This window comes from Pantoea sp. PNA 14-12 (genome assembly GCF_004364735.1).
In the GTDB taxonomy this organism is placed as follows: Bacteria; Pseudomonadota; Gammaproteobacteria; order Enterobacterales; family Enterobacteriaceae; genus Pantoea; species Pantoea stewartii.
Genome location: NZ_SOAJ01000001.1, coordinates 54,147 through 69,941, shown reverse-complemented (window position 1 = coordinate 69,941; position 15,795 = coordinate 54,147). Strand labels below are relative to the sequence as shown.

General features: G+C 52.9%; 15 protein-coding genes. 4 read left to right on the top strand and 11 right to left on the bottom strand.

Annotated elements, in window-relative coordinates; all coding sequences use genetic code 11:
* Positions 1-182 precede the first annotated feature (182 nt).
* From C7434_RS00355 to proB, 8 genes are all read right to left on the bottom strand, one after another.
* Positions 183-1,931, bottom strand: coding sequence for a glycosyl hydrolase family 28-related protein (locus tag C7434_RS00355; protein ID WP_033738573.1), 1,749 nt, complete (start codon positions 1,929-1,931; stop codon positions 183-185).
* Between the two features lie 199 nt (positions 1,932-2,130).
* Entirely contained in the window at positions 2,131-2,424 is a 294-nt protein-coding gene (locus C7434_RS00350; RefSeq protein ID WP_133745028.1) for a hypothetical protein, read from the bottom strand.
* Positions 2,421-2,768, bottom strand: coding sequence for a hypothetical protein (locus C7434_RS00345; RefSeq protein WP_006118062.1), 348 nt, complete (start codon positions 2,766-2,768; stop codon positions 2,421-2,423). Before C7434_RS00345 ends, C7434_RS00350 begins: the two co-directional genes overlap by 4 nt.
* Complete coding sequence (locus C7434_RS00340) at positions 2,765-3,232, bottom strand: glycoside hydrolase family protein (protein WP_033738569.1); 468 nt, start codon at positions 3,230-3,232, stop codon at positions 2,765-2,767. Before C7434_RS00340 ends, C7434_RS00345 begins: the two co-directional genes overlap by 4 nt.
* A gap of 187 nt (positions 3,233-3,419) precedes the next feature.
* Positions 3,420-3,698, bottom strand: a complete 279-nt coding sequence (locus C7434_RS22355; RefSeq protein ID WP_006118060.1) for a hypothetical protein — start codon at positions 3,696-3,698, stop codon at positions 3,420-3,422.
* Positions 3,699-4,116: 418 nt separating this feature from the next.
* Positions 4,117-4,848: a S24 family peptidase gene (locus C7434_RS00330; RefSeq protein WP_133745027.1), complete on the bottom strand. Its 732-nt coding sequence runs from the start codon at positions 4,846-4,848 to the stop codon at positions 4,117-4,119.
* A gap of 359 nt (positions 4,849-5,207) precedes the next feature.
* Positions 5,208-6,461, bottom strand: coding sequence for a glutamate-5-semialdehyde dehydrogenase (gene proA, locus C7434_RS00325; RefSeq protein WP_006118058.1), 1,254 nt, complete (start codon positions 6,459-6,461; stop codon positions 5,208-5,210).
* Positions 6,462-6,470: 9 nt separating this feature from the next.
* Positions 6,471-7,574 (bottom strand): glutamate 5-kinase, encoded by a 1,104-nt coding sequence (proB, locus tag C7434_RS00320; protein ID WP_033738564.1) that lies wholly within the window; start codon positions 7,572-7,574, stop codon positions 6,471-6,473.
* A 350-nt stretch (positions 7,575-7,924) separates the two neighbouring features.
* Between proB and ompC the strand changes: the two genes are divergently transcribed.
* Positions 7,925-9,037, top strand: a complete 1,113-nt coding sequence (gene ompC / locus C7434_RS00315) for a porin OmpC (RefSeq protein WP_133745026.1) — start codon at positions 7,925-7,927, stop codon at positions 9,035-9,037.
* A 190-nt stretch (positions 9,038-9,227) separates the two neighbouring features.
* Here ompC and crl read toward each other — a convergent pair whose 3' ends face one another.
* The 3 genes from crl to gpt all read right to left on the bottom strand — a co-directional run bounded on the left by crl (position 9,228) and on the right by gpt (position 11,576).
* Positions 9,228-9,629 (bottom strand): sigma factor-binding protein Crl, encoded by a 402-nt coding sequence (gene crl, locus C7434_RS00310; RefSeq protein WP_006118055.1) that lies wholly within the window; start codon positions 9,627-9,629, stop codon positions 9,228-9,230.
* A gap of 119 nt (positions 9,630-9,748) precedes the next feature.
* Entirely contained in the window at positions 9,749-11,002 is a 1,254-nt protein-coding gene (frsA, locus tag C7434_RS00305) for an esterase FrsA (protein ID WP_133745025.1), read from the bottom strand.
* Positions 11,003-11,117: 115 nt separating this feature from the next.
* A complete protein-coding gene (gpt, locus tag C7434_RS00300) occupies positions 11,118-11,576 on the bottom strand; it encodes a xanthine phosphoribosyltransferase (RefSeq protein WP_006118053.1) in 459 nt (152 codons plus the stop codon).
* A gap of 252 nt (positions 11,577-11,828) precedes the next feature.
* Between gpt and pepD the strand changes: the two genes are divergently transcribed.
* From pepD to C7434_RS00285, 3 genes are all read left to right on the top strand, one after another.
* On the top strand, positions 11,829-13,286 hold the full coding sequence (pepD, locus tag C7434_RS00295) for a beta-Ala-His dipeptidase (protein ID WP_133745024.1): 1,458 nt from the start codon (positions 11,829-11,831) through the stop codon (positions 13,284-13,286).
* Positions 13,287-13,552: 266 nt separating this feature from the next.
* Positions 13,553-14,545: an ornithine cyclodeaminase family protein gene (locus tag C7434_RS00290; RefSeq protein WP_133745023.1), complete on the top strand. Its 993-nt coding sequence runs from the start codon at positions 13,553-13,555 to the stop codon at positions 14,543-14,545.
* Positions 14,546-14,572: 27 nt separating this feature from the next.
* On the top strand, positions 14,573-15,544 hold the full coding sequence (locus C7434_RS00285) for a threonine/serine dehydratase (protein ID WP_033738776.1): 972 nt from the start codon (positions 14,573-14,575) through the stop codon (positions 15,542-15,544).
* Positions 15,545-15,795 lie beyond the last annotated feature (251 nt).

The window sequence follows — 15,795 nt, the reverse complement described above, 5'->3', positions numbered from 1 at the left end:
TTGTCATGCAGTGCGCTTTGCGTTATCACTCATGGCGAATAACGGCAGGTTGTTTAGTAAAGGTTTATAAAACGGAAGCGATCTGTCCGCACAGCGCGTCAGATCATCGCAATAACACTTCAACATCTGCCAGCATGTAAATAAATGTCGCGAGGCCGAAGCCTCGCGAATGTGTATGCATGCTAATCGTAATACGCTACCTTGCGATCGACGCCGTTTATATTCATCAGCACAAATCCGGTCGGCGTTGTTTTATTTGTCGGCGAGCCTTCTGCGGTCGCCAGGGTTACCACCCCTTTTTCATTGGCACCCAGCCCCGCTACACCATTGTGAAGACCAAAGCGCGCAGCGGGTTTTAGCGTCCCGACTTTTGTGACGTCATCAACCTGAGACATATCACTCTGGAAAAGTGAGCAGGATCCGGTGTCAAAGCGCGTCGGCCCGGTGGTTTTCAGGTTAAACATGGTCTCACCGCTGTTAGCGCGCAGCTTGACCCACACGCCAGCATAGGTGGTGCCCACCCGGTTGTAGCGAATATCCATAACAGCAGGTTGACCCATGTGGCAGGCATCCGCCCAGACGGTATCCAGCCGTTGTAGGTTGATCCACGTTTTCCCTGTACCCGGCATGTTAACGGGTGACGTAGCAGTCCCCGAAGGCGTGGTGTTATCCGCTTTGCCAATCAACTCAATAACCCATTGCTGATTGGGTGAAGGGAAAAACACCTGGCCCAGGCGATACCAGTTATCCGTCGCAGTATTATTCACGACTTTATAGCCACTGAAGTACCCTGCCCGTAGCGATCCACTCATAAACGTGCCGTAGTTCTCGTCGCGGCGATAGCCATACTCGAAAGTAGAAAGCCATTTGCCCGTGACCAGATCCTGACTGAGCTTTGCGCCCGCCTGCAGGTTAATATGGCGCATTACCACGCGCGCATTATTGAGGATTAAAGGTGCACTACAGTCTTCGACGTTGAGCGTATCAATTGTCCAGCCGCCATCAGACAGATCGCCGGGATTACGCGTATGTTCAATCCACACGTTGCGCATAATCGCCTGTGTCATGCGCGGCATGTAAAGCGTGGCATCGCCATAGCCTGTCTGGAAATTCGCGTTGCACAATTCAACCGCCGTGGAGTGATCCCACACGCCATTGGGCGAATTTGACCAGCCAATATCAAACACCCGTGAGTAGGTGGTATTGGTGTAGATTTGCTCAAACTTACTGTCTAGCGTGTCCTGCAGTTTAAAAATCGTGCCGCCACTGCGCTGGCCGCGAAAACAGCTAATATTGACGATTTGCCCTTCCACACAGATATTTTCAAAGAAAGGCTGAGTGTTGCTGCACATCTCAGGGGTGATGGTGGCTTTATTGGCAACAATATCCGCGCTGGCTTGCCCGTCCCAGGTGATACCACGGATCGTCGTCCTGCGGGCTTTAACCTTAAACAGCGTATTGGCGCTTTTGTCGGAGATAAGGGTTGTGCCAGGCAGAGAACCCAGCGCCAGGTCATCGCCGGCCAGACCAAAGAACGGCATTTCTGTATCACTCAGGTCCATTGGCATGATCAGGAAACGTCCGCCGGGAAAACGGACCGGTAAACCTTTCATATTTTGGCTGTAAGTTTGTGACCAGCCAAGAATACGTTTAAACGCATCGGTGTCATCGGTTACGCCATCGCCTTTCGCGCCAAAATGCAGGATGTTAACTTCACGTGGATCGTTAATCGAACGCTTCCAGTAAAAGTTATTGCCAACAGCGACTGTACCGCCATCGTCTTTTAACGTGGTGGTGCCGGTGAATCCCACAAAATCACCGCCGCCCCGGAAACTGGAGTCTTTGTCGTAGTAGCGTTTTAACACGGCAATTTCACCTGCTTTTGACGGCACGGTAGTACGCAGCTCAGCAAATGAGTTGACTTCAATCATGATATCCTCCTCAGGATAAGGGTTTATAAATCAATTAGTTAAATATTTTGACGATGAGGGGTGCCCACAGAGGGCATCCCAGAGATCGTTATGGGCATTGATGGCGCGCACAGTGCGAATGTCTGCCTTCTGCGCGTCATCGCCATGGGTGTAAATAGGGGAAAAGAGAATGCAGGCTGAATCGTTAGAGATGATGGGTTCAGGGCTGGTTATATTTGGACTGCTGCAACTTGTCGCGAGCAGCAGCATCATCAAGATTGAGGTTATCAGTCGCCACACGCTTCGCCTCCTCACTATTGTGTTGCTGTTGATGAGTAATCTTCGTCAGGCGGTCTGACTCTTGCCTGGCCCCCTCGGCTTCTGACTGCGCCTGCTGTTGCACCTTGCCAATTTTTTTGCCACCGAAGTAACTGGCTCCCAAAGCCGCCATCAGCGCACCCAGCGCAGCCAACCAGTGCCAGCCACCGTTGGTTAACAGAGAAAAAAACGTCATGACTCCATCTCCTTACTTTGCCGTTTTTCATTGAGCAGGGTTTTCTGGCGAACAAACTGCGCAATCACGCCCATCGCCACCATGAAGGCACCGATAAGACCCAGATAGTTGTGGGGAAGAATGCTTTTTACGTCCTCCGGCAGTGTTTGCCAGGCATTGAGCGCAGAAGACGGAAACGACTGAACCCAGGCACTGAGCATCGATCCCAGCGAGGCAAGCCATACAGACCAGGTTTTAAACAACAATTTGGCGTGAGAAACAAACTGAAGCGTGGTGAAGCGCTGCATTAACAGCAAAATAATAATGACGCTTAACACCGCGATAATGAAAAGTAACCATCTCATAGTAACCCCCGGTAGACGTCATAGTTTCCGCTGCGCATCACTTCGGCATGACGCCGGACACGGCCCGGTGTCTGCCGCGCCCACAGGCTGTTGAGCATGGCCTCACCGGCCTCAACAAAATTTTCCTGGGCAATCGCGTTGAGCATGTTTTTAAACTGCAAAATGCCATCTACGCCAAGCTGATAGGCCATACTCATCAGAACATCGGTACGCGCCTCATTACATTTCTCCAGCGCCAGCTTAATGGGCGCACGGCTTTGCATATCTGTGATCTTGTTTTCCAGAATGCATTGCTTCCAGACATCCCCGACCCGCCGGGGAACCCGCATGACATAGTTACTTAGCGATGCGCCTTTTGGGCCAATACGGATGCCGCCTGCAACGGTAGGAAACCCCAGCGTATCGAGATACGGCATTTCGGCGTAACCCTCTTCAAAATTCAGAATTGCAATAATCTGGCTCATAAAAACTCCTCATAGACGATGCAGACATAACCGACCGGGCTGACAAAACATAAAACAAACTGATTAGTGCAGGGATAAACGCAGCGGCGATGTCGGGTGAACATGCAGCAGCATTGAAGCATTTACAAAAGGTCAGAAAGGATGGAGATGCCTGCGACAGGCGTAAAATCAGTGACGAAAAATTCGTTCAACGGACCGCATAGAGATGAACATGTGGCAGGCAGCAATTATCAAATCCCGATATCTCCTGGCTTCTCAGGCGCGGTGCGGTAATCGCGCGATCAACAGCCGATATCACTTGCCGCTGACAGATTTGCTCTGCGCGGCGAAGCGTGCGGGTTTCGGGTGGACAGTTAAGTGCTTCGTCAATACTGTGTTTGAGACGGTTAAGAGGTTGACGCCGCTGATGACGGCGAGTTCGTGCATTGCCTGTAAAAACGCTTTTGCCATATTGGATTATCGCCATAACTCCTCCTGTGAATGAGTCTTTGGCGATAGGGTGGCAGGCAAGCATTTTCGCTCCGTTGAACACGCCTGAACGTCGCGGAATGCTGTTCACAGGCACTCCTCCCGGCTGAATAATCAGTCAGGTGGAAGGGTAAGCAAAGGGTTCGGGCGGCATCTGATGACACTGCACGGTACGCATCCACCCCATCCCAAAGCTCATTAGCGTTGGGGGGTTGATTCGCGCTTGTGCAGCGCCTCAATTGTTTAAGAGCGTTTCATCCTGGAGGTAACAACTTTTTTCGTCCCTGCTCAAATTATTAACAGGTTCTTATGCTTTATCAAACACCACTGGTTAATTTATTTTTTACCATAAGTTAACTTTTTGAATTTAGACCGATTATTTTTTCACTTAAGGATCATCAGTCTGACTGAATTGCCTAACCCAGAATATGATACTGCCTGGCCTGGCTCATGATCACCTTTGCCAGAACGGTTAAACTGCCCGCATCATTCCGGTCCAGATACCAAGTCTCGTAACGTTTATTATCTGAGATAACAGCAATTCTTTTATGCTGCAGTTGCAGGCGTTTGAGGTAAAGTCTGTCGTCCAGCGTAAAGATGTAGATGCCATCTCCGTCGAATGTCTGCACGCTAATGTCCACAAACAGCTGATCCCGTGGGGCAAATGTGTCTGACATGGCATCGCTGTTCATTGCGATTAACCGAATATGATCGGCCGGGCGGCCGCTGAACAAGATGCGGGCTTCCTCCTGCCCGTATTCGATAGCCTTAATCGTTTCAACGAAGTCATCCCCGACGGGAATCCCCATTGCTGACGTTTGCCCCAGGTCAAAACTGTTAACGCGAAACGTGCTTTTTTGGCACGGCATATCCTGCAGTAAATACGGTTCCGGGGTCTGCTCCATGCCATATTGCAACCATTCTACTCTGACACCCAGTAACTGGCTGAGCGCCAGAAGATTGCCGTTATCGGGCACGGACTGCGCGTTAAACCATTTCCACACGCCGGGTGCGGAAATCTGACAACCCTGCTGTTGCAGCGCACAGGCGACCTGCTTATTTCGGCCATGACCGGTGATGCCCGCACTTTCACACGCGGCGATCAGCCTGGCAGTGAACGCTTGTTTGATACTCTCTTTTTTAACCATCAGTTAATAATCAACCATGAAAGAGGTGCTGAATGTTATTTTCGTTATTGCTACCAGTTCATTTTATATTACCGCCCGTTGACTACCTAACGGCATTGCCAGGCATTTTTGATTATTGTTAACCGTTATTATGCCAAGCGAAGCATAAAATCAGGCGCTAAGCCGCGTCTGACCTCACCTTTCAGTAATCTTGTGTAAAAAATTGCGCCCTACCTTCATCGTTTCTGATGAACAACCTCCCTCTTACTGACTAAAAAGCGGCCAACGGACGAAAAACTCTACCATTGAGTGGTGCGAAAAAAGCCATCTAAAAAAAACGGGAGCCTGCACAGGCTCCCGTTTTATTCACTAAAATGCGGTTATGCACGCAGGCTGTCGTCTCCCCAGCCAATCCATTTATAGGTCGTCAGCGCCTCCAGGCCCATTGGACCACGGGCATGCAGTTTTTGCGTACTGACCGCGACTTCCGCGCCCAGACCAAACTGTGCCCCGTCGGTAAAGCGCGTGCTGGCGTTGACGTAAACAGCAGACGAGTCAACCTGCTTAACAAAGCGCGCGGCATTTTGTGTGCTGCGTGTCAGGATAGCGTCTGAGTGCTGCGTGCCGTGCTCGCGAATATGCGCGATAGCTTCATCCATATCGGCAACCCGTTTAACGTTGAGATCAAGCGACAGCCATTCATCGTCGTAATCGCCCTGTTGGATGGCGGTAACGCTGGCCGGTCCCTGCTGCAGTTCACTCAGGATACTGGCATCAGCATGCAGCGGAATGTTCTCCTCTGCCATGCGGGCCATAAAAGCGGGCAGAAAGCGCGCCGCCATGGCCGCGTCGATCAGCAGCGTTTCGAGGGAGTTACAGGCACTCGGACGCTGCTTCTTGGCATTCACGATGATATCCAGCGCGGCGTCGATATCCATCGTGTCGTCGATATACATATGGCAAACGCCAATGCCGCCAGTAATCACCGGAATAGTGGAGTGTTCGCGACAGAGTTTGTGCAGTCCGGCGCCCCCTCGCGGAATCAACATATCCACATAGCGGTCCAGTTTTAGCAGTTGATTGACCAGTTCCCGATCCGGATTCTCAATCGCCTGAATGGCAGCTGATGGCAAGCCGTGCTGCTGCAAAGCGTTTTGTATTACCCGGACGGTAGCCGCGTTCGTCCGCCATGTCTCTTTCCCTCCACGCAGGATGGCCGCATTGCCGGTTTTCAGGCACAGGCTCGCCACATCCACCGTGACGTTCGGACGCGCTTCATAAATGACGCCGATCACCCCTAACGGCACCCGGCGGCGCTCAATGCGCAAGCCGCTGTCCAGTAAACCACCATCGATCACCTGCCCTACCGGATCGGCGAGCCGACAAACCTGGCGAACATCGTGGGCAATCGCACTGAGGCGCGCGGGCGTCAACGTCAGGCGATCGAGCAATGCGGCGCTCATGCCGTTCTGCCTCGCCTCAGCCAGATCCTGCTCGTTTGCCGCCAGGATCCCCTCGCTTTCTGCCTCAAGCCGATCGGCGATAGTCAGCAAAACCTGATTTTTTTCTGCCGCAGACAGATCCGCCAGTTTCCAGGCCGCGGCGCGCGCCGCCTTTCCCATTTCTTCAAGCATGTGTACTCCTTAACTGACGATCATGTCGTCGCGATGCACGGCAACCGGCCCGTATTCGTAGCCCAGAATCTCGCTTATCTGTTGACTATGGTGACCCGCAATCATGCGCATCGCATCACTGTTATAGCGCGAGACGCCGTGCGCAATATCGCGCCCCTGCAAACTGCGGATACGGATCACTTCACCACGGGAAAAATTCCCCTGAATCTCGCGGATCCCTTTTGGCAGCAGCGAACTGCCGCGCGCAACAATCGCAGCAAGCGCACCGTCATCCACGGTGATCTCTCCGGCGGGCGGCGCACCGAAAATCCAGCGTTTACGGTTTTCCAGCGGCGTCTGCTGAGCATGAAACAGTGTACCGACGGGCTTGCCCTCAATCACATCGTTGATCACGCCATGACGACTTCCGGCCGCAATAATGACATCAATACCGGCCCGGCAGGCGACATCGGCAGCCTGCAGCTTCGTCGACATGCCGCCCGTGCCCAACCCGGATACGCTTCCGCCCGCCAGTGCGCGCAGTGCGTCGTCAATGATATGCACATCGCTGATTAACTGGGCATCCGGATTACTGCGCGGATCGGCGGTAAACAATCCCTGCTGATCGGTCAGTAACAACAGTTTGTCTGCCCCGCCCAGCATTGCCGCCAGCGCAGAGAGGTTGTCATTATCGCCCACTTTAATTTCCGCCGTGGCAACGGCGTCATTTTCATTGATGACCGGCACAATGTGGTTGTCCAGCAAGGCCCGTAAGGTATCGCGGGCATTGAGGAAGCGTTCGCGATCTTCCATATCAGCACGGGTCAGTAACATCTGCCCGATATGAATACCGTAAATAGAAAACAGCTGTTCCCACAACTGGATCAGACGACTTTGCCCCACCGCAGCTAACAGCTGCTTTGAGGCGATGGTAGGCGGCAGTTCGGGGTAACCCAGATGTTCACGACCGGCCGCCATCGCGCCGGAGGTCACAATCACAATACGATGGCCGGCGGCGTGCTGCTGCGCGCACTGACGCACTAATTCCACCATATGTGCCCGGTTTAACCGACGCGAACCGCCGGTAAGCACGCTGGTACCCAATTTGACCACAAGGGTCTGACTGCCACTCATGTTGTCCTGCCGTAAAAAATTTCTGTGAACCGACTTTTTAACAGGTGCGGTGAGGGAAGCCAACAGCCAGTAAGGGAAAAGCTGCAAATTTTGCAGAGTGCGGAGTAGACCAAAAGTTCCCCTTTAACAACAAAACATAAAAGTTGTCATAAAAACTTCATCATTCATCGGTAAAAAGTCGGTGTTTTACAAATATTTTCACTAATGCCTCAAAAGTTTTCTTGATGTAACAAGGCGGCAAATGAATGCCCCCTGGTGCGTTCACTGAGCGACCGGAGAATAAGGCAGCCCTGCCTGCAGCAAGAAAATAGTGAGGATATAAGCATTTTACTCATTGGGATTGATAGCAAATGAAGAAAAGTACACTGGCAATCGTTGTCTCTGCTCTGGCGCTGACCTCTGCCGCTCAGGCCGCTGAAGTTTATAACAAAGACGGTAACAAGCTGGATTTCTACGGTAAGGTAAAAGCCGAGCATTACATGAGCGATAATGCTGCTCAAAATGGCGACAAATCTTATGTGCGTATCGGTTTCAAAGGCCAGACGCAGATTAACGATATGATGACCGGTTATGGCCAGTGGGAATATCAGTACAATGCTAACAACTCTGAAGGCAGCGATGCTAATACAGGCAACAAAACCCGTCTGGGCTTTGCCGGTCTGAAATTCTCTCAGTACGGTTCATTCGACTATGGCCGTAACTACGGCGTACTGTATGACGTTGAATCGCTGACTGACGTCTTCCCGGAATTTGGTGGTGACGGTACAGCCCGTACGGATAACTTTATGGCGCAGCGCGCTTCTGGCGTCGCCACTTACCGTAACACCAACTTTTTTGGTCTGGTCGATGGTCTGAAGTTTGCCCTGCAGTATCAGGGTAAAAATGACTCGACTTCCGCAAACAGCCGTACCGATATTACACGCCAGAATGGTGATGGCTATGGTGCCTCACTGGGTTATGCGATTGCTGACTCTGGTGTGAGCGTACTGGGTGCAATCACTTCTTCTGACCGTACCAATTCACAACAGGCTGGCACCTATGGTCATGGCGATAAAGCAACGTCATGGGGCACGGGCCTGAAATATGATGCCAACAGTATTTATCTGGCCGCGATTTATACCGAAACCCGCAACATGACGCCTATCAGTGGAACAAACCGTGTCGCTGGCGGCTCCGTTTCGGGCTCAGCCAACAAAGCAGAAAACCTGGAGCTGGTTGCGCAGTATCAGTTTGACTTCGGCCTGCGTCCTTCTATTGGCTACGTGCAGACCAAGGGCAAAGATATCGAAAACGGTATCGGCAACGAAGACCTGGTTAAATATATCGACGTGGGCGCCACCTACTACTTCAACAAAAACATGTCGACGTTTGTTGATTACAAAATTAACCAACTGGATAAAGACAACAAGCTGGCGCTTAACAACGATGACATCGTTGCTGTCGGCCTGACCTACCAGTTCTGATGAATCTGAGCTTCGCCTGACGAGAGAGGCTGTCGAAGGAATGACGGCCCGCGTGATGGAGAGGTTTAGTGCTTTACCCTCAATGTGAATGTGTCTGTTAAAAGGGCGAGTGACCATCACTCGCCCTTTCCTGTAGGGCAATCTGAGCGGGATCGATCCTGACAACAAAGCCCCCGCAGGGGCTTCAGTTTCAGGCGCTGAGTTTTATCGGTTTTTCATCGAAGTCACTGGCGGGCACCAGATCCAGTTCAAACTCTTTCAACGTCTCTTTTAAACGGCCATGGAAATTACGCAGCGTTTCTTCCACGCGGGCTGAATTATCTTTGCCCTTGATCGTGGCGACAGACCAGTCGCCCTCTTTATCAAACAGGCCAATATGATACACATAGGTAACGTGATCGGCTTGCGCTTCCAGCTCCATCCACCAGCCCCAGAACTCTCGCAGCTCAGGCGCAGGTTTAACATTTACGCAGGCAGCCAGGCAGTCGAAGAAGAAGCGATTTTCACTACATTTTCCATCGCGTATGTAAGGTCCCAGTTCCGTGAAGCGTTTAAGCAGGCGACTGCGGGGATGACCACTCGGTAACGTCATGCTAATTCTCCATTAGGACAGGCTTTATATCTCGAACCGCAGCAGCCATGCTGCATTGTCTTGCAACGATCCGAATGATTCCAGCTAGTAGTTGTAGCAAACACTGTCAATTTTGCCAGCTATCTTTTTAAACGTTGTGCCAGCCAGTCGCAGATTTCATTCAGGGCGCTATCGAAACTGGCCGCTACCGGTTTTACCGGAATTAACAACGCTTTACCTTGTGCTGAAGAGCTGGCAATCAGTTTGCTTTCCTCCTCAGGGCTGAAGAGATCGTTGGACCAGTATGCTGACAGCATGGGCGTGGCAGTTCGACGTCCCAGTAGCCCCTGATTTTTCAGCGAGTAGCTGAGCAGTTCCGCCCGCAAGGCGCTGTCTGTACTGCCTGCCATGCCAAGTCGGCTGGCCAGCATGTCCATATACATATCCGGTACTTTGTTTTGCAAGGTATTTTGTGTCAGCAGGCTGTGCACGATGGGCCCGAGACAGGCTACGGCTCGCAGACGCGGCGCTTCCAGATAGGCAAGACGAACGGCGACATTAGCACCGAAGCGAAAACCCAGCGCCGCTACACGCGTGTGATCGATCCACGGAACAGAAGCCAGATCGCGCAGCACCTGCTGATGCAGAAAGCTGGTATCCTGGCTGAGCTTACACTTAATGGCGTTCCCGACGGACGGCATATCCAGCGTCAGCATAGCGATGCCGCGCGGCGCAAGATAATCGTGGAAGAGACGATAGTGGTCAGTTTGCAGCGAGTCCAGCGCACCGCAAAACATCACGGTCGGATAAGGGGCTTCCACGCCAGGCGGCATATGCAAAAAGCCGCTGACGGGGCTGCCCCCTTCAATGTGGAAGGTCAGCGTTTTGAGTTCCCCGGGTAAGCGGCGGGTCGCTTCTTCATAAGCGCGGCTGGCCAGGGCCTGCGCCTGATCCGCCAGTTCATCGCCTTTAATATAGGGGTACGCGGCCACACTGTAGAGATGAGACGCGTGCAGCCAGTCATGCCCGGCCTGGTCGTGGGCGTCCTCTTTCGCGTCCAGTGCACGTTGTTGCCAGCGACCTGCCTGTCTGCTCCACTCGTAGTTCCAGTTACCGTTGCGATAACCTATTACCGTATCCAGTAGCGCAGGGTTGGTGTGCTCAACATCGCTGATTGCAATACGTGCCAGTACCTCGCTGATCTCCTGCGCGGGCACGCCCCGCCATGTCCACATCAGCTTATTAAGCATCCGATACCAGCCGCGCCGGCTGTCGCCATCCAGGGCAGAATGCACTTCATGCGTGGCATGCCGACGCAGGCGTACCAGCGACGACGTTTCGGGATGTTTAAAGCGAGGTTTAAACAGCTCAACGCTCAGGTTTTTGCCAGACATATCACCTCTCTAACAACACAGACAGCAGCAGTTAAGTTTACTGTACTGCACGGCAAGTCGCGAGGCGCAGAAAGCACAACGCCCGGAAAACCGGGCGTTGTTTGTGTTGCGTCAATCAGCCTTTGACAATCGGTGGAATATAAACCACGCCCATGTCCCATGGCTGTTCGATCCAGGTGTTCTGCGGAATATCAACGATATAGTCGTCAACCAGCGCACGTCCGGCAGGCTTTGCAAAGATGGTGCAGAAGCGCGCTTTCGGATACATCTCACGGATGGCTTGTGCGGTACCGCCGGTATCCACCAGGTCGTCAATCACGATAAAGCCTTCACCATCGCCTTCGGCGCGTTTCAGGACTTTCATTTCACGCTGATGATCGTGGTCATAGCTGGAAATACACACGGTATCGACATAGCGAATACCCAGTTCACGTGCCAGCAGCGAAGCCGGTACCAGACCGCCGCGACTCACTGCAATAATGCCTTTCCACTGTTCAACAGGCAGCAGGCGTTGAGCCAGTTTACGGGCATGAATCTGCAGCATGTCCCAGGTAACGACGTATTTTTCGCTCATAAATAGGAATCCCAGCCAGTCAGTGTGGCTTAAAAAATGTGCAACGGGGAAAAGGTTGCGCGAGATTATAAGGACATGACGCGCTAAAAACCAGCACCTGGCGGCTGGTTGCGGTTTTTTAGCGCGGTGAATGACACACAGAACGAAAAACAGTGATATTCTCGCCCTATCTCGTCAGTTCACTGACGGCGATCTTTCACTGGAACTTCGCACTGTCCGGCAAAGCCGGCGCACTGACACAGGAGACTTGTCGTGTCTGAATTGTCTCAACTCTCTCCACAGCCGCTGTGGGATTTTTTCGCCAAAATCTGCTCGATTCCTCATCCCTCTTTTCATGAAGAAGCGCTGGCTAACTACATTGTTAACTGGGCCAAAGAACAAGGCTTCTGGTGTGAGCGCGATCAGGTCGGCAATATCCTGATTCGTAAACCTGCGACCGCCGGTATGGAAAAACGCACGCCCGTGGCCCTGCAGGCACACCTTGATATGGTGCCGCAGAAAAATAACGATACCGTTCACGACTTCACCAAAGATCCTATTCAGCCGTATGTTGATGGCGAATGGGTGAAAGCGCGCGGGACGACGCTGGGCGCCGATAACGGGATTGGTATGGCGTCGGCCCTTGCGGTACTGGCGGACAACAGCCTGACCCATGGCCCGCTGGAAGTCCTGCTCACCATGACCGAAGAAACCGGTATGGACGGTGCTTTTGGTTTACAGCCAGGCTGGCTGCAGGCTGACATTTTGATCAACACCGATTCGGAAGAAGAAGGTGAGATCTACATGGGTTGCGCAGGCGGCATCGATTTCATCACAACCCTGCCCCTGACGCGCGAAGCGGTTCCTGCCGGTTTTGAAACCCTGAAGTTTACCCTGAAAGGGCTGCGTGGCGGTCACTCGGGTGCGGATATTCATATGGGCCTGGGGAATGCCAATAAGTTGCTGGCCCGTTTTCTGACCGCGCATGCGGCAGAGCTGGATCTTCGCCTGATTGCGTTCACCGGCGGTACACTGCGCAACGCGATTCCTCGCGAAGCCTTTGCAACCGTTTCTGTCGACAGCAGCAAAGTGGATAACCTCAAATCGGCCGCCGCCAGCTTCCTGGCTGCGGTACAGAATGAGCACGGTGTGAAAGAGAAGAATATTGCTTTTGTCAGCGAGCCGGTTGCCCATCAGGACGAGGCGCTGAGCCGTGAAAGCCGCGATCGCTTCCTGAATTTGTTAAACAGCACCCCGAACGGCGTGATCCGCAACTCTGATGTCGCCAAAGGCGTTGTGGAAACCTCACTTAATGTGGGCGTTGTGACGATGGATGCCGACAAAGCGGAAATTAACTGTCTGATTCGTTCGCTGATCGACACGGGACGTGATTATGTGGTGCAGATGCTGACCTCACTCGGCCAGCTGGCGGGCGCGCAGACCAAACCAAAAGGCGGCTATCCTGGCTGGCAGCCCGATGCCGACTCGCCCATCATGGCCCTGACGCGTGAAACCTATGTCGCCCTGTTTGGCAAAACACCCAATATTCAGGTGATCCACGCGGGTCTGGAATGTGGCTTGTTTAAAAAGCCCTATCCCAACATGGATATGGTCTCGATCGGCCCGACCATCACAGGTCCGCACTCCCCCGATGAGCAGGTCCATATCGAAAGCGTTGGCCTGTACTGGAAGCTGCTGACTACACTGCTGAATGTGGTGCCGGAGAAATAAAATCCGTACGCCATAAGATTAAGGGCTTATGTTCTGCATAAGCCCTTTTTTTTTGCGCCTCGCTCGCCTTTCCGCCGTCGCACTTGCCCGAGCATTAGCTTTCGTCACCCGTCGCTAAAACAGTTTAAAGCGTTTCTCCGGGGTGCAGATTGGCATTTTCTGTTGCAACGCCAGTGTAATAATGTCGGGAATCCCTCTTTTCCCGACCGCGTTTTAACACCATTGCGCTAGTCGGGAATCGTTCGTCTGACACGACCCGAGGACGCATGAAGACCTTATTACTCACCAAAGAAGATGTACGACAGCTCATCAGCATTGATGATGTCATTGAAGCCGTCGACGAAGCCTACAGGGCCTTTAACGGCGGCCTGGTGGAACAGCCTGACTATATCGGCCTGCACCTGCCCGCCCCCCGTGGCGAGATTGATTTTAAAACCTGCTATTACCGCACCAACGAACTGATTTCGATGAAAGCCTCCTCCGGCGGTTTTTCAGAAAACCCGTCCCGTCCTGGTCTGCCGGGCGGTATGGGCACGATCATCCTGTTTGATGCCCAAAGCGGCGCCCTGTGCTGTGTGATGGACGGTAGCCTGATTACCGGTCTGCGAACCGGTGCGTCGGGCGCTGTTTCCGTCCGAGCACTGGCACGTAAAAATGCCAAAAAAATCGCCGCGATTGGCACTGGCAATCAGGCGAGAATGCAAATCCAGGCGATCGCCCGGGTAATGGATATTGAGGAAATCCATGCCTGGAGCCGAACGCCAGCCACCCGTCAGGCTTTCAAAGCGGACATTGAAAACACCACAGGTATTCCGGTCATTATCGCGGACAGCTGTCAGGCGGCGGTCGGGCAAGCCGATATTCTTATCACCACCACCCGGGGCAAAGGTCCGCTGATTGAGGCCGACTGGATTCTGCCCGGCACGCATATCATCGCTATTGGCACCGATCAGCGCGGTAAACAGGAGTTTGACCCGCAGATTTTTGGTCGGGCAAAAGTGATCGTGGATTCCCTGCCCCAGTGCACGCAGAAAGGAGAAACCTGGCATGCGCTGGACAGAAATATCATCAGTGAAAACGCGATCCATGCCGAAATCGGGGAAATTTTGTCCGGGATGAAACCGGGCCGGGAAAACGATCGGGAAATTACCTTCTTTGACTCCACCGGGCTTGCCATTCAGGACAACACGACAGCCGGGCGCATTTACCGCAAGGCCCTTGAAAAAGGCTACGGAACCGGATTTGCATTTTTTGAATAACGTTTCGTTCAGACGAAGGTAATGTATATGACGCGTTCGTACCCCACCCTGCAGGACATTCATGACGCACAGCAGCGCATCGCTGCCCATATTCGTCATACGCCGTTACTCCGCGCTGAAAAAATTGAAAAACGGGTCGGCTGTGAGCTTTACCTCAAGCCGGAGACGTTGCAGATTACCGGCGCGTTTAAAATACGGGGCGCACTGAATAAGGTCCTTTCTCTGCCCGTTGAAGCGTTTGCCAACGGCATGATTTCCAGTTCATCAGGCAATCATGCCCAGGGCCTGTCTTATGCAGGCAGAATGCTGGGCGTAAAGGTCATTCTGGTGCTGCCGGTCACAACGCCGCAAATCAAAATCGACAATACGCGCGCCCTGGGCGCAGAGGTGATTCTCTTCGATGGCGACAATGCGTCCCGCTGGAAGAAGGTGTATGAAATTGCCGAGCTCAACAATTATGCGGTAGTGCATGGCTTTGAAGATCCGATGGTCATGGCGGGCCAGGGAACGATCGGCTGCGAAATCCTGCATGATTTGCCGGATGTGGATACCGTGATTGTGCCGCTGGGCGGTGGCGGACTTCTCTCCGGTGTGGCCACCGCAATCAAAGAAACCCGCCCTGCCGTCAGAGTGATTGGCGCGGAACCCGCTCTGACCCCGAAATATTACCAAAGTCGGATCAACAAACAGCCAACGTCACTGCCGCTGCTCAATACTATTGCGGATGGCTTAAGACTCAGCGTGCCGGGCCGCAACCCCTACCCGATTATTGAAAAGTACGTAGATGAGATTGTGCTGGTTGACGACGAGCATATTGCTCAGGGCATGCGGGTGCTGGCCAGTGAGGCAAAATTGATTGCCGAGCCTGCGGCCTCCATCGGCCTTGGCGCGTTGCTGGCGGGATCGGTCAGCCTGAAGCCCGCTGAGAAAGTCTGCGTACTGTTAACAGGCGGTAACTGGGATCTGGCCGACCTCGCCGAAATCTATGCCGTGAAGTAACCGCGACGGATGCGATGCGTTCTTCACGTGGTGAAGTCTGCGACAAAACCACGTCGCATTTTCCGATCCTGAGATAAAAGCGCATCCGTTTAAAAAAGACTGACGCCCAGGCGCAGCATAATCCGCTGGGTTAAGGCGACTTCTTACCGTTAAATCACCAACTTGCTGCGCTTAGTCAGCTTTAGCCGCCATTATGTCCAGATGTCTGGATGGCTAATAAATTTCTGTGCTAACTTATGCGCTTTCGTTAG